Source organism: Micromonospora marina, from assembly GCF_900091565.1.
Lineage (GTDB): Bacteria > Actinomycetota > Actinomycetes > Mycobacteriales > Micromonosporaceae > Micromonospora > Micromonospora marina.
Genome location: NZ_FMCV01000018.1, coordinates 48199 through 61987, shown reverse-complemented (window position 1 = coordinate 61987; position 13789 = coordinate 48199). Strand labels below are relative to the sequence as shown.

At 73.0% G+C, this 13789-nt stretch carries 12 protein-coding genes and 2 riboswitches; of the genes, 6 read left to right on the top strand and 6 right to left on the bottom strand.

The genetic code is table 11. The features are described 5' to 3' along the window. Nucleotides 1-12 precede the first annotated feature (12 nt). Nucleotides 13-1248, top strand: a complete 1236-nt coding sequence (locus GA0070215_RS19745) for an MFS transporter (protein WP_018786840.1) — start codon at nt 13-15, stop codon at nt 1246-1248. A 21-nt stretch (nt 1249-1269) separates the two neighbouring features. Here GA0070215_RS19745 and GA0070215_RS19740 read toward each other — a convergent pair whose 3' ends face one another. Next, nucleotides 1270-2298, bottom strand: coding sequence for a ribonucleotide-diphosphate reductase subunit beta (locus tag GA0070215_RS19740; protein WP_091048352.1), 1029 nt, complete (start codon nt 2296-2298; stop codon nt 1270-1272). Further along, nucleotides 2289-4685: a ribonucleoside-diphosphate reductase subunit alpha gene (locus GA0070215_RS19735; protein ID WP_091048350.1), complete on the bottom strand. Its 2397-nt coding sequence runs from the start codon at nt 4683-4685 to the stop codon at nt 2289-2291. The genes GA0070215_RS19740 and GA0070215_RS19735 overlap by 10 nt, the downstream gene beginning before the upstream one ends. Nucleotides 4686-4801: 116 nt before the next feature. Further along, nucleotides 4802-5017: riboswitch (cobalamin riboswitch) on the bottom strand. Nucleotides 5018-5138: 121 nt separating this feature from the next. Here GA0070215_RS19735 and GA0070215_RS19730 point away from each other — a divergent pair. Further along, complete coding sequence (locus tag GA0070215_RS19730; RefSeq protein WP_026268233.1) at nt 5139-5984, top strand: PrsW family intramembrane metalloprotease; 846 nt, start codon at nt 5139-5141, stop codon at nt 5982-5984. A 34-nt stretch (nt 5985-6018) separates the two neighbouring features. Here the strand turns inward: GA0070215_RS19730 and GA0070215_RS19725 are convergent, their stop codons facing one another. From GA0070215_RS19725 to GA0070215_RS19715, 3 genes are all read right to left on the bottom strand, one after another. Further along, entirely contained in the window at nt 6019-6642 is a 624-nt protein-coding gene (locus GA0070215_RS19725) for a LysE family translocator (RefSeq protein WP_091048347.1), read from the bottom strand. Between the two features lie 3 nt (nt 6643-6645). Then, on the bottom strand, nt 6646-7158 hold the full coding sequence (locus tag GA0070215_RS19720; RefSeq protein ID WP_091048345.1) for an acyl-CoA thioesterase: 513 nt from the start codon (nt 7156-7158) through the stop codon (nt 6646-6648). A 131-nt stretch (nt 7159-7289) separates the two neighbouring features. Then, a riboswitch (cobalamin riboswitch) is annotated at nt 7290-7496 on the bottom strand. Between the two features lie 25 nt (nt 7497-7521). After that, on the bottom strand, nt 7522-8085 hold the full coding sequence (locus GA0070215_RS19715) for a DM13 domain-containing protein (protein ID WP_091048342.1): 564 nt from the start codon (nt 8083-8085) through the stop codon (nt 7522-7524). A 101-nt stretch (nt 8086-8186) separates the two neighbouring features. Between GA0070215_RS19715 and GA0070215_RS19710 the strand changes: the two genes are divergently transcribed. Further along, nucleotides 8187-8885, top strand: a complete 699-nt coding sequence (locus GA0070215_RS19710) for a response regulator transcription factor (RefSeq protein ID WP_018786848.1) — start codon at nt 8187-8189, stop codon at nt 8883-8885. A gap of 8 nt (nt 8886-8893) precedes the next feature. Next, nucleotides 8894-9910 (top strand): sensor histidine kinase, encoded by a 1017-nt coding sequence (locus GA0070215_RS19705; RefSeq protein ID WP_231394815.1) that lies wholly within the window; start codon nt 8894-8896, stop codon nt 9908-9910. A gap of 14 nt (nt 9911-9924) precedes the next feature. Here the strand turns inward: GA0070215_RS19705 and GA0070215_RS19700 are convergent, their stop codons facing one another. Continuing rightward, nucleotides 9925-11562, bottom strand: coding sequence for an ABC-F family ATP-binding cassette domain-containing protein (locus tag GA0070215_RS19700; RefSeq protein WP_091048339.1), 1638 nt, complete (start codon nt 11560-11562; stop codon nt 9925-9927). Between the two features lie 295 nt (nt 11563-11857). Between GA0070215_RS19700 and GA0070215_RS19695 the strand changes: the two genes are divergently transcribed. Beyond that, on the top strand, nt 11858-12622 hold the full coding sequence (locus GA0070215_RS19695) for a thioesterase II family protein (RefSeq protein WP_244167061.1): 765 nt from the start codon (nt 11858-11860) through the stop codon (nt 12620-12622). Between the two features lie 161 nt (nt 12623-12783). Then, nucleotides 12784-13788, top strand: a complete 1005-nt coding sequence (locus GA0070215_RS19690; RefSeq protein ID WP_091048513.1) for a class I SAM-dependent methyltransferase — start codon at nt 12784-12786, stop codon at nt 13786-13788. Nucleotide 13789: the final 1 nt, after the last annotated feature.

Below are 13789 nucleotides of genomic sequence, written 5' to 3'. Positions count from 1 at the left end.
GGTACGACGACCATGACGGACACCTCGACGAACCAGCACACGACGGAGCAGCCCGCGCCGCCGGTGCCCCGCTCGGCCGTCCGGGCCCGCTGGTCGGTGGCGCTGCTCTTCGTCATCATGGGCCTGGCCATCGGCGGGTGGTCGGCCCGCGTGCCGGAGGTGCGGGACGCGGTGGGCGTCGGCAACACCGGCTGGGGCCTGGCGAACATCGCCACCAATGCCGGGGAGCTGATCTCCCTGGTCGTGGTGGCGGTGCTGATCAGCCGGATCAACACGCGCCGGCTGGCGCTGGCCGGGGCCGCGCTGATCCTGGTCAACGCCCCACTGCTGGCCGCGTCCACCACCGTGGTGGCGCTGGTCGGCGGGCTCGCGGTCTGGGGCTTCGCGGCGAACCTGCTGGCCACACCGATGAACGCCCAGTCGGTCGAGGTGCAGAAGCGGTACGGGCGGCCCATCCTGTCCACCTTCCACGCCGGGTTCAGCATCGGCATGCTGGCCGGCGGCCTCTGCGGCACCGGCGCCGCCGCGATCGGGATGTCCCCGTCGGCGCAGATGGCGGTCACCAGCGTCCTGCTGGGCGCGCTGCTGGTCGGCACCCACCGCTGGCTGCCCGACACGCCCCGGCAGGAGACGAAGGACGGCGAGGACCGGCGACGGCTGCGCGACCGGTTCACCCCGCAGCTGCTGCTGCTCGCGGTGATCGCCTTCCTCGCCTCGTTCATCGAGATGGCCGGCGCCCAGTGGAGCGCCCTGTACGCGACCGAGGTGGCAGGCGCCGCAGCGGTGCTGGCCGCTGCGACGTACACCTGCCTGTCGCTGGCCGCCACCGTCGCCCGGCTGTTCGGCGACCGGCTGGCCGGCCGGTTCGGGCGGATCCGCTTCGTCCGGCTGTCCGCGCTCGTGGCCACCGTCGGCGTGGCGCTGCCGGTGGCGTACCCCCATCCGGCGGCGGTGATGGCCGGCTTCGGACTGCTCGGCTTCGGCCTGGCGTGCGTGACCCCGACGGTGCTCGGCTTCGCCGGGGAGCAGCCGGGCCTCACCTCGGGCGAGGGCGTCTCGGTGGTGGCCATGGGCCAGTGGCCGGGCGCGTTGCTGGCGGCGCCCGTGATCGGCCTGCTCGCCGGCGCGCTGGACCTGCGGAGCGCGTTCGTGGTGGTGGCCGTGATGGCGCTCGCCGTGGTGGCGTTGATCGGGCGGGTCCGCGCGACGGCGCTGCCCGGCGAGAGCCCGGTCCCGCCCCGGCCGTGACGGCCGGGGCGGGGGCGGCGGTCAGAAGTCGTCGTCGAACGTGACCGAGCCGGTCACCCCGACCTGGTACGCCGACACCCGGCGCTCGAAGAAGTTGGACAGCTCCTGCACGTCCTGCAACTCCATGAACGCGAACGGGTTGCCGCTGCCGTACATCGGGGCGATGCCGAGCACGGCGAGGCGCCGGTCGGCCACGTGCTGGAGGTATTCGCGCATGTCGGCCAGCGACATCCCGGGTACGCCCTGCCCCAGCAGGTCCTCGGCGAAGCTCACCTCGCACTCCACCGCCTCGGACAGCATCTCCTTCACCTGCCGCTGCATCTCGTCGTCGAACAGGTCCGGCTCCTCGGCGCGTACGGTCTCCACCACGTCGAAGGCGAACGCCATGTGCATCGACTCGTCCCGGAACACCCAGTTGGTGCCGGAGGCCAGCCCGTTGAGCAGGCCCCGGGACCGCAGGAAGTAGACGTAGGCGAACGCGCCGTAGAAGAACAGACCCTCGATGCACGCGGCGAAGCAGATCAGGTTGAGCAGGAACGCCCGCCGGTCCGCGCGGGTCCGCAGTTCCCGCAGGTCGAAGACGGAGTCGATCCACCGGAAGCAGAACTCGGCCTTGCGGGCGATCGACGGGATGTTCTCCACCGCGGCGAACGCGGCGAACCGTTCCTTCTCGTCCGGCACGTACGTGTCCAGCAGGTTCAGGTAGAACTGGACGTGCACCGCCTCCTCGAACAGCTGCCGGGACAGGTAGAGCCGGCCCTCGGGCGAGTTGACGTGCTGGTAGAGGTTGAGCACGAGGTTGTTGGCCACGATGGTGTCGCCGGTGGCGAAGAACGCCACCAGCCGGGACACCAGGTGCCGTTCGGCCGGGGACAGCTTCGCCAGATCGGCCAGGTCGGAGTGCAGGTCCACCTCCTCGACCGTCCAGGTGTTCTTGATCGCGTCCTTGAAGCGGTCGAAGAAGCGCGGGTAGCGCATCGGCCGCAGGGTCAGGTCCATGCCGGGGTCGAGCAGCATGTGCCGGGTCGGTGCGGTGGTGGTCACTGGCATGCCTCGCAGCTCTCGGGGTTCTCCAGGGAACAGGCCAGCGCCTCGTCGTCGCTGACGGCGGAGACCACGCCGGAGACCGGGGTGGGCACCGGGGCGACGGTGGCCTGCTGGATGCGGGTGGCGGGACGGGATCGCAGGTAGTAGGTGGTCTTCAGCCCGGCCTTCCAGGCGTACAGGTACATCGAGGAGAGCTTGCCGATGGTCGGCGCGCTCAGGAACAGGTTCAGCGACTGGGACTGGTCGATGAACGGGGCGCGGGCGGCGGCCAGGTCGATCAGCGCCCGTTGCGGCAGCTCCCAGGCGGTGCGGAACAGCTCGCGCACCTCGGCGGGGAGTTCGGTGATGTCCTGCACCGAGCCCTCGGCCCGCTTGATCCGGTCGCGGACCTGCGGCGTCCACAGCCCGCGCGCCTTCAGCTCCCGCACCAGGTACGTGTTGACCTGGAGGAACTCCCCGGACATGGTTTCGCGTTTGAACAGGTTGGACACCTGCGGTTCCACGCACTCGTAGCAGCCGGCGATGGACGCGATCGTGGCGGTCGGCGCGATCGCCACCAGCAGCGAGTTGCGCAGCCCGCCCGCGGCGATCCGCTCGCGCAGCGCCGCCCACCGCTGCGTCTGCGCCGGCTCCGCGCCCCACAGGTCCGGGTGCAGGTCACCCTTGGCGGCCCGGGTCTGCGGGTACGCCGGATGCGGGCCGAACTGCTCGGCCAGTCCGGCGGAGGTCTCCAGCGCGGTCAGCAGGATCTCCTCCTGCACGCGCGTGGACAGCTCCTTGGCCTGCGCCGAGTCGAACGGCAGGCGCAGCGTGAAGAACGCGTCCTGCAGTCCCATCAGGCCGAGCCCGACCGGCCGCCAGCGCGGGTTCGACGCCGCCGCCTGCTCGGCCGGGTAGTAGTTGATGTCGATCACCCGGTCGAGGAAGACCACCGCCGTGCGGACCGTCGCGCGCAGCCGATCCCAGTCCACCCCGTCGGCGGTGACGTGGGCGCCGAGGTTGACCGACCCGAGGTTGCACACGGCGGTCTCGGCGTCGTCGTTGACCTCCAGGATCTCGGTGCACAGGTTGGACAGGTGGATGACGTTGCCCGGCTCACCGGTCTGGTTGGACAGCCGGTTCGACGTGTCCTTGAACGTCATCCAGCCGTTGCCGGTCTGCGCGAGCGTGCGCATCATCCGCCCGTACAGGTCCCGGGCCTGCACCGTGCGGACCGCCTTCTTCTCGGCGGCCCGGTACGCGGCGTCGAACGCCTCGCCGTACAGGTCGGGCAGCTCCGGGGCGTCCGACGGGTCGACCAGCGACCACTCGCCGTCGGCCTCGACCCGGCGCATGAACTCGTCCGGGATCCAGTTGGCCAGGTTGAGGTTGTGCGTACGCCGGGACTCCTCGCCGGTGTTGTCCCGCAGCTCCAGGAACTCCTCCACGTCCGGGTGCCACGGCTCCAGGTAGACGCAGGCCGCGCCCTTGCGCCGGCCGCCCTGGTTGACCGCGGCCACCCCGGCGTCGAGCGTCTTGAGGAACGGCACGATCCCGTTGGACCGGCCGTTCGTGCCCCGGATCAGCGCGCCCCGGCCGCGCACCCGCGACCAGGAGATGCCGATGCCGCCGGAGAACTTCGACAGCTTCGCCACCTGGTGGTACCGCTCGTAGATCGAGTCCAGCTCGTCGCGCGGCGAGTCGACCAGGAAGCACGACGACATCTGGGTGTGCCGGGTGCCGGAGTTGAACAGCGTGGGGGAGCTGGGCAGGTAGGCGAGGGTGGACATCAGCCGGTAGAAGCCGACCGCCTCGCCGGGGGTGCGGGACAGCCCGCAGGCCACCCGCAGCAGCCAGTACTGCGGCGTCTCCACCACCAGCCGGGACTCCGGGTGCCGCAGCAGGTAGCGGTCCGCCACCGTGCGCAGTCCGAAGTACTCGAACCGCAGGTCGCCGTCCGGGTCCACGGCGTCGTCGAGCTTGCGGGCGTGCCGGGCCACGAACGCCGCCGTCTCGTCGCCGATCAGCCCCAGCCCGTGCGCGTACGCGATCGACTGGCTGAAGCTCGCCACGCCCTGACCGCGGACCTCCTTGTCCACGTACGCGGCCAGCAGCCGCGCCGCCAGCTTCGAGTACTGCGGCTCCTCGCCGATCAGCTCCGCCGCGGTCTGGATCGACAACCGGTCCAGCTCGGCGGTGGTCGCCCCGTCGTAGAGCCCGCTTATCGTCTTGGTGGCCACCCGCAGCGGGTCCACCTCGTCCAGGTCGGCGACCCAGCGCTCCACCGCCCGGACGATCTTGTTGACGTCCACCGGCTCGGCGCCGCCGTCGCGCTTGCGTACCCGCATCGCCGGCCGGCGGACCTCGGACCCGCCGGTTCCGGACGGGGGACTCTCCTGTACGACCGTCATGACCTCTCCTCGCTGTCACCGTCCGGAGACGGCGGGAGACGCCAACGGGCGCGGCGCAACGGCCGTCCCGGCTGCTGGCGTCGGTCGTCCCGCGCGACCTCCGACCGCCGTACGCGGAGGCGCACGGCGCGCTGGCAGGTCTTCGGACTCGCGGGCCCGACCGGGGTCGCCGGCCGCCTACTGGCCGTCGCTTCCCAGGCCGGTGGCCCAGTGCTGTTGACGGCTGTCGTTCCCACTCACCGCTGCGGGGCAGTCCCGGACTTCCACCGGGTTCCCTCTTGCCTCGGACGGACCAGTGAAGGCCCGGCCGAACCAGCTGCGAGAGCCACCATATATGGCGGTGAGGGCTTCCTTGCAACACCAGATGTCGTGTCGGCGTGTCGGAATGATCTCACCGTCCACTGTGCCTACCCCCGATGCCGCGGCTCGCCGCCGGGCGCGATACTCGGCGGTATGGGGAATACCGGACGCCGCTGGGCGTGGGTGGCGGTCCTGCTCGTCGGCGTCGGGCTCCACCTGCTGGTGCTGGAGACACTCGCCGGCACCGGGACCGTCACGTTCGTGCCGGCGCTGATCCTGCTCGGCGCGTCCGTCGCACCCGCCACGTTCCTGACCTTCGCCCAGGGGCGGCCGGCGCGCCGCCCGGTCCCCGGCTCCGTCGTCGGCGTCGCCGCGCTGCTCGGCGGCGTGATCGGCGTGGTCGCCGCCGGCTGGCTGGAGTACGGCACACTGCACCGCCTCGGCGTCCTGCCGATGGCGCTCGTCGGGCTGGCCGAGGAGACCGCCAAGCTGATCGTGCCGGCCGGCGTCCTGCTGCTGTGGCGGCGGCACCGGTCCCCGGCGCAGGGGCTGGTGATCGGCGTGGCCTCCGGCACCGGGTTCGCCGCGCTGGAGACCGTGGGCTACGCGTTCGCCGCGTTCGTCGGGTCGCAGGGCAGTCTCGGCGCGGTGGAGCAGACACTGCTGGTACGCGGTCTCACCGCGCCCGCCGCGCACCTGGCCTGGACCGGGCTGACCGCCGCCGCGCTGTTCACGTTCGCCGCCGCGCCCGGTGGCCGGAAGCTGGCGGCGTTCCTGCTCACCTTCGCCGCCACCGTCACGCTGCACACCTGCTGGGACACGTTCGGCACCCGGCCCGCGTACGTGTTCATCGGCGGCGTGTCGCTGGGCTGGGTGCTGCTGCGCCTGCACCTGGACCGCGAGCGGCCGGCCGTGTTCCGGGCGCCGGCGGAACCGAACCGGGACACCCATCATGATCATCGCCAGTTCGCCGAGGTGGCGGGGTCGGAGCACCTCTGATGCCGCCACCTCGGCGTGACGGAGTCGGTGCGTCTCAGCCGGCGGCCAGCCGGACGCCGAGCGCCACGAAGGCGACCGCGCAGAGCCGGTCCACGCGCCGCGACCAGCGGCTGTCGCCCCACCGGCTGGCGAACCGCCCCGCGCCCACGCCGAGCACCAGGTCCACGGCGAGCTGCACCGCGACGAACAGCACGCCGAGCAGCACCAGCTGCGCCGCCACCGGGCCCGACTCGGGCCGCACGAACTGCGGCAGGAACGCCACACTGAACAGGATCATCTTCGGGTTGAGCAGGTTCGTCAGCAGCCCGCGGCGGAACGCCCGCCCGGCGCCGCCGACCGGCCGGTCCGCACGCGCGCCGGGCCGGCCCGTGCCGCGCAGCGCCCGCAGCCCCAGCACGATCAGGTACGCCGCACCGGCCCACCGGATCGCGGTGAACAGCACCGGGGACGCGGCGATGACGGTGGCGAGCCCGGCCACCACGGCGGCGACGTGCACCGCCTCCCCGGCGGCGACCCCGAGCGCGGCCACCGCGCCCGCCCGCGGGCCGTACCGGGTGGCGTTCGCGAGCACGAACATCATGTCCGGTCCCGGTGTGAGCATGAGCACCACGATGGCGGCCAGGTAACCGGCGAGCGTGGCCGCGGAGAGCCCGAGCACCGCTCAGCCCTCCCCGGCGCCGTCGAGCAGCGCCCGGCGCAGCGCCAGCCGGTGCTCGCGCCGGATCTGCGCCTCCCGGTAGCGCCGCCGGTCGCCCTCGGTCTCGGTGCGCAGCGGCGGCACCGGCCGGGGCTGCCCCTCGTCGTCCACCGCCACCATCACCAGATGCGCGGTGGCCACGTCCACCGGCGGCACCGCGCGGTCCCACCGGTCCGCGCTGACCTTGACCGCCACCTCCATCGAGCTGCGGCCGGCCCAGGTGATCCGGGCGTCCACGTGCACCACGTCCCCGACGCGTACCGCCCGCAGGAACGCGGTCTCGTCGATGGCGGCGGTGACGGCCGGGCCGTCGGAGTGGCGGGCGGCGACCACCCCGGCGACCGAGTCGATCAGGTTGAGGATGCGCCCGCCGTGGACCGTGCCCATCAGGTTGGTGTGGTGCTGGTCCATGATCTGCGACAAAGTCAGGTGCGAGGCCGACGGTGGTCGGCCGGTGAGCGTGATGATGTCGGGCACTGTGCGGTTCCGTCCTCGCAGAAGCGGACCGCCGACCGGCTTGGGTGTGCACGTCGAGGGAACGCCGACGGCCCTGCGCACGGCGTGTCACCCGCCCGACCCACCCGCGAGGTCGACGGCGGCGCGCACCGGTGGTACGCGCGACGCGGGCAGGTCTTCGGACTCGCGGGCCGGACACGAGGTCGCCTACCGGCCGTCGCTTCCCAGGCCGTGGCCCAGTGCTGTTGACGGCTGTCGTTCCCGCTCACCGCTGCGGGGCAGTCCCGGATTCCCACCGGGTTCCCTCTTACGACACCCGGCCGTCGCCGCCCGGGTGAACCAGCGCTTCCCGCAGCGTAGCCCAGCACCGGGCGGGCACTGCCGTCAGGCCGGAGCCGGTCCCGTTCCCGTCGCGGCCAGCGGCGCCGCGCCGAACGACACCGCGAACCGCTTGCACCAGATCGACACGCTGCGCAACCCGTCCAGGTCCACCGACGCCGGGATGTCGTACGCCTGGTCGCCGATGTTGCCCTTGAGCCGGCCCAGTTCGACCCAGCGGCCGTCGTCGAACACCTGCCAGCCGGCACGCCCGGGCAGCACCTCCCGGTCGGTGAGCCACACCCGCAGGTCGGGGCCGTCCGAGGTGTCCAGTCCCCGCAGGAGCAGCTGGCGGCGGCCGTCGGCGAGGCGGACCAGCTGCGCCCGGCCGGACGTGTCGTGCTCGTGGGTGACGAAGTCACCGGCGGCGAGGAGCACGTCGGCGGGCGCCCCGCCGGTCGCCGACGGGCCGGTCGTACCGGCCGGCTGTGGCTCCGCCACCGACGGCAGCGTCTCGCGTACCTCACGGTCGGTCACCAGCCGCCACGGCTGGAACAGGTACAGACCCACCGCGAGACCGGTGACGACCACGACGGCGAGCCCCGACAACACCACACGTCTTCTGCCCATGCTCCGACAGTAGGCGCGTACCCGGCGGAAAGATCTTTCCGACCGCTTACGGGTCGACCGCGGGCCGCCGCACCGGGACGCCGGTGGGTAGCGTCTGACCCATGGGGCGCTACGTGCTCGTCGTCGACGACGACCGGACGGTGAGCGACGTCGTCCGGCGGTACCTGGAACAGGACGGCTGCCGGGTCCGGCTGTCCTTCGACGGGCCCGAGGCGCTCGCCGCGGCCGAGGAGGAGCCACCCGACCTGGTGGTCCTCGACCTGATGATGCCGGGTCTCGACGGCATCGAGGTGTGCCGCCGGCTGCGTCGCCGCCTGCCCGGCCTGCCCGTGGTCATGCTCACCGCGCTCGGGGACGAGGCCGACCGGGTCGCCGGGCTGGAGGTCGGCGCGGACGACTACGTGACCAAGCCGTTCTCCCCGCGCGAACTGGTGCTGCGCATCCGGTCGGTGCTGCGGCGCGCGGCCCCGCAGGACCGGGGACCGGCCGGGGTGCTGTGCGACGGCGACCTCACCGCGGACACCGGCCGGCGCGTCGCCGAGCGCGGCGGGCGTCCGCTGTCGTTGACCGTGCGGGAGTTCGATCTGCTCGCGTTCCTGCTGGCGAACCCGGGACGCGCCTGGTCGCGGGCCGAGCTGCTGGACCGCGTGTGGGGCTGGCGCTTCGGCGACCAGTCCACCGTCACCGTCCACGTCCGGCGTCTGCGGGAGAAGATCGAGGACCACCCGGCGCAGCCGCGCCGCATCGTCACCGTGTGGGGCGTCGGCTACCGGTACGAGCCGTCGGAGGCGTCCCGGTGAACGAACTGATGGTCATCGGGCTCTACGCCCTCCTCGCCGGTGCGGCCGTCGGCGCGCTCGCTGTGGGCGCGCTGCGGCTGGTGCGCCACCGGTCGATCCTCGCGCACATCGCGGTGCTGCTGGCGGTCACGATCGCCTCGGTGACGGCGGGCGTCACGGCCGTCGCCCAGGCCATGTTCCTGTCCGCGCACGACCTCCAGGTCGTCCTCGTGACGGTGGCGGCGTCCGCGGCGGTCAGCCTCGCCGTCGGGGTGGCGTTCGCGCGTCGGCTGGCGCAGGCGGCGGTCTGGGCCGACCAGGCCCGGCAGCGGGAACGGCAGCTGGAGGCCGGCCGCCGCGAGCTGGTCGCGTGGGTCTCGCACGACCTGCGTACGCCGCTGGCCGGGCTGCGGGCGATGGCGGAGGCGCTGGAGGACCGGGTGGTCGACGAGCCGGCGGCGGTGGCCGAGTACCACCGCCGGATCCGGGTCGAGACGGACCGGATGACGCGGCTGGTCGACGACCTGTTCGAGCTGTCCCGGATCACCGCCGGAGCGCTGCGGCCCGCGCTGTCCCCGGTCCCGCTCGGCGACGTGGTCTCCGACGCGATCGCCGCCACCGCGCCGCTGGCCGCCGACCGGCGGGTGCGTGTCGTCGCCCCGGAGACCGGCTGGCCGACCGTCCGTGCCGCCGAGGCCGAACTCGCCCGCGTCGTGACGAACCTGCTGGTCAACTCGGTGCGGTACACGCCGCCGGACGGCACGGTGCGCATCGACGCCGGCCGGGACGACGACGACGCGTGGCTGGCCGTCTCCGACACCTGCGGCGGCATCCCGGAGGCGGACCTGCCCCGGGTGTTCGACGTGGCGTTCCGGGGCACCCGGGCCCGTACCCCCGCACCGGCCGGCGCCGACGAGGCGGCGCCGGCCGGCGGCGGGCTGGGCCTGGCGATCGTGCGCGGACTGGTCGAGGCGCACGGCGGGCGGGTTGACGCGCACAACGTCACCGGCGGGTGCCGGTTCGTCGTCCGCCTGCCGGCGGTCTGACCGGGCCCTGCCGGTCAGCCGGCGTCCGGAGGGCCGGTCTCCACCAGGCGTCCCTGCGCCAGGCGCAGCCAGCGCCCGACCTCGATCGCGGCGAGGAACCGCTCGTCGTGGCTGACCACCAACAGCGCGCCCCGGTAGGCGTTGAGCGCGTTCTCCAGCTGAGCGACGCTGACCAGGTCGAGGTTGTTCGTCGGCTCGTCGAGCAGCAGGAGCTGCGGCGCCGGTTCGGCGCCGAGGACGCAGGCGAGCGTGGCGCGCAGCCGCTCACCACCGGAGAGCACCCCGGCCGGCAGGTGCGCCCGCGGGCCGCGGAACAGGAAGCGGGCGAGCAGGTTCATCCGCTGCGCATCCGGGGCCTGCGGCGCGAACGCGGCCAGGTTCTCCGCCACGGTACGGTCCAGGTCCAGCAGGTCCAGCCGCTGCGACAGGTACGCGATCCGGCCGTCGGCGCGGGTGATCCGGCCGCTCTCGGGCTCCAGGTCGCCGTCGATGAGGCGCAGCAGCGTGGACTTGCCCGCACCGTTGTCGCCGAGCAGGGCGATCCGCTCCGGGCCGCGGATCGTCAGGTCGATCCCGTCGTCGGCGAACACCTGCCGTTCGCCGCGCCGGACCCGGACCCGTTCGGCGGCCAGCAGCGTGCGTCCGGCCGGGACCGTGGTGGCGGGCAGTTCCACCGCGATCGTCTTCTCGTTGCGCAGCGCCCGCTCGGCCTCGTCGAGCCGTGCCCGGGCGCCGTCGACCCGTCCCGAGTGCATTTCGCTCGCCCGCCCGGCGGACTCCTGGGCGTTGCGCTTCATGGTCCCGGCGACGATCTTCGGCAGGCCGGCGCTGTTCAGGTTGCGGGCGGCGTTACCGGCCCGCCGGGCCGCTCGCTCGCGGGCCTCCTGCAACTCCCGCTTCTCCCGCTTGAGGTCCTGCTCGGCGCTGCGGACGTTCTTCTCCGCCACCTCCTGCGCGGCCCGCACCGCCGCCTCGTACGCGCTGAAGTTGCCGCCGTGGAACCGCATCTCGCCCCGGTCCAGTTCGGCGATGCGGTCCATCCGGTCCAGCAGCGTCCGGTCGTGGCTGACCAGCAGCAGGCAGCCGTGCCAATGCTCCAGCACGTCGTAGAGCCGGTGCCGGGCGCCGAGGTCGAGGTTGTTGGTGGGCTCGTCAAGGAGCAGCACGTCGGGCTGCTTGAGCAGTTGCGCCGCCAGGCCGAGGGCGACCACCTGGCCGCCGCTGAGCGTACCCAGGCGCCGGTCGAAGGCGAGGTCGCCGAGGCCGAGCCGGTCGAGCTGGGCGCGGGTGCGCTCCTCGACGTCCCAGTCGTTGCCGATGGTGGTGAAGTGCTTCTCGTCGGCGTCGCCGGCCTCGATGGCGTGCAGCGCCGCGATCAGCGGGGCGATCTCCAGGACCTCGGCCACTGTCAGGTCGGCGGCCAGCGGCAGGCTCTGCGGGAGGTAGCCCAGCACGCCGCCGACGGTGACCGACCCGGCGGACGGGCGGTACTCGCCGGCGATCAGCTTGAGCAGCGTGCTCTTGCCGGCGCCGTTCGGCGCGACCAGTCCGGTCCGGCCGCCGCCGAGGGTGAAGGAGAGGCCCTGGAACACCGGGGTGTCGTCCGGCCAGGAGAAGGTCAGGTTCGAGCAGACGATGAACGAGTCGGACATCGGGAAGACGACCTCGAAGGTGAGGGCGGGCGGACCACAGCCGCCCGGCGGGGGACACGGTCTCGGGTACGACGACACGACCACGGCGCTCGCCTGCGGTCGGTCACATGTCCGGTCTCACCCGGAGATGTCGTCGTCACCCGCCATGTCTGGTCTCCCGGTGCGGTCTTCGCGCTCGGACGGCCACGTCCGGCTCGCCCGGGGTCCACCGTAGCACCGGCCGGTGCCGGCGTGGGCGTGCCGGAGCGGTCCGTGCGGCCACCCCGTGGCCGACGCGCGCCCTATGCTCCTGGCCATGTCCCAGGTGAGTGGGGGTCGCTGGTTCGGGCCGGCCGGGTCCTCGACCGGCGACGCCCAGGTGTTCGTCTTCCCGTATGCCGGTGGTGTCGCCGCCTCCTTCGCGCAGTGGCAGGAACTGGCCGCGCCGGAGCTGTCGGTGCAGGTCGCGTTGATGCCGGGCCGGGGCGCCCGGTTGCACGAGGCGCCGGTGGACGACCTCCCGGAGCTGGTGGACGCGCTGGCGACAGCCGTCATCGAGCGGGCGTCCGGGCCGTTCCTGCTGGCCGGCCACAGCCTGGGGGCGCTCGTGGCGTTCGAGGTGACCCGGGAGCTGCGCCGCCGGGGTGCGCCCGCGCCGCTGGCGTTGCTGGTCGGCGGCGCGGAGGCGCCGCAGACCCGGCTGGTACGGCGGCGCGTGCACGACCTCGACGACGCCGGTCTGGTCGAGGCGTTGCGGGACTTCGGGGCCACGCCGGTCGCGTTGCTGGCCGACCGCGACCTGATGGAGCTGGTCCTGCCCGCTGTACGCGCCGACTTCGCGCTGTCCGAGCGGTACGTCTACCGGCCCGAGCCGCCGCTTGTGGTGCCGGTGCACGTGCTGCTCGGCGACCGGGACGAACACGTGGACCCGGACCGGGCCGCGGGGTGGGCGCGGGAATGTGTCACCGAGCCGTTGCGGCACGTGTTTCCCGGCGGGCATTTCTTCCTTTCCGACCATCTGCCGGAAATCATCGACCTAATGCGACACATCGTCGCCAGTCACACCGCTGTGGCGGATTAGGCGACAAAGAGCGGGTAAGGACTCGTACCCGTACCGGACCTTCCACAATGTCCGGTATTCGACCTGGTGAACCGGCCAGAAGCGGTGTTAAAGTCTGCCATCCGTTCGCCGAAGGGACGTCGCTGACGAGGCGGCATACTGTCGCGTGCGCCGAGGTGTTCATGAGCCGGCCGTACCTTCCGTCCCTGGCCCTGCGCGACTACCTGCACACCGTGGCGACCCTTCACCCGCAACTGCGCGAACTGCTCGACTTCGGGCGACCGGGCGCTGACGAGGCGCTGGCGGAACTGGCCGGCACGGTCAGCGAGTTCGACACCGACACCACCGGCCGGGGCGATTCCTACCGCCGGGCCCAGCGGGACACGCTCGTCCGCTGGGCCGGCATGCGGCGGCTGCTGGACCTGGCCACCCCGGACGCCGCCGCCCCGGTGACGCTCATCCTCGACGTGCTCGGCGGTGACGGCACAGTGGCCCGAGCCGCGAGCAGCCAGTCCGCCTGCTTCGAGTCCAAACTCGCGTTCATCACCGGCGACCTGTCCGGCCACATGGTCGACAAGGCGCTCGCGCACGGCCTGCCCGCCGTCCGCCAGGCCGCGCACTTCCTGTTCCTGCGCGACGCCGGCGTGGACGCGGTGCTGCTCGCGTACGGCACGCACCACATCCCGGCGGACCGGCGGCCGCAGGCGGTGGCGGAGGCGGCCCGGGTGGTCCGCCCCGGCGGCCGGATCGTGCTGCACGACTTCGACGAGTCCAGCCCGATGGCCGGGTTCTTCGGCGAGGTGGTGCACCCGCACGCCGCCGGCGGCCACGACTACCGGCACTTCAGCCGCGCCGAGCTGACCGGCCTGTTCGACGCGGCCGGGCTGCCGGTACGCGTCGTCGACCTGTACGACCCGCTGATCGTGCGCGGCGGCAGCGCCGAGTCCGCCTACTCGGGCATGCGCGACTACGTCGGCGACATGTACGGGGTGCGGGACTTCCTCGCCACGCTCACCGACAGCGAGGTGTGGGCGCTGCTGACCCGCCACTTCGACCACACCGGCTACCTGGCCGCGCTCGGCCGCGACGACGTGCCGGCCCGTCCGCTGGTCTACCGGGCCGACGGGCAGTTCGTGGCCGAGGTGCCCCGGATGGCGATCGTCGCGGTCGCGACGAGGACGCGGTGAG

Coding starts and splice junctions, on each gene's coding strand:
- GA0070215_RS19735 (WP_091048350.1), bottom strand. CDS start 4,685: ATGACGGTCGTACAGGAGAGTCCCCCGTCCGGAACCGGCGGGTCCGAG.
- GA0070215_RS19700 (WP_091048339.1), bottom strand. CDS start 11,562: ATGTCCGACTCGTTCATCGTCTGCTCGAACCTGACCTTCTCCTGGCCG.
- GA0070215_RS19705 (WP_231394815.1), top strand. CDS start 8,894: ATGGTCATCGGGCTCTACGCCCTCCTCGCCGGTGCGGCCGTCGGCGCG.
- GA0070215_RS19730 (WP_026268233.1), top strand. CDS start 5,139: ATGGGGAATACCGGACGCCGCTGGGCGTGGGTGGCGGTCCTGCTCGTC.
- GA0070215_RS19690 (WP_091048513.1), top strand. CDS start 12,784: ATGAGCCGGCCGTACCTTCCGTCCCTGGCCCTGCGCGACTACCTGCAC.
- GA0070215_RS19745 (WP_018786840.1), top strand. CDS start 13: ATGACGGACACCTCGACGAACCAGCACACGACGGAGCAGCCCGCGCCG.
- GA0070215_RS19695 (WP_244167061.1), top strand. CDS start 11,858: ATGTCCCAGGTGAGTGGGGGTCGCTGGTTCGGGCCGGCCGGGTCCTCG.
- GA0070215_RS19710 (WP_018786848.1), top strand. CDS start 8,187: ATGGGGCGCTACGTGCTCGTCGTCGACGACGACCGGACGGTGAGCGAC.
- GA0070215_RS19740 (WP_091048352.1), bottom strand. CDS start 2,298: ATGCCAGTGACCACCACCGCACCGACCCGGCACATGCTGCTCGACCCC.
- GA0070215_RS19715 (WP_091048342.1), bottom strand. CDS start 8,085: ATGGGCAGAAGACGTGTGGTGTTGTCGGGGCTCGCCGTCGTGGTCGTC.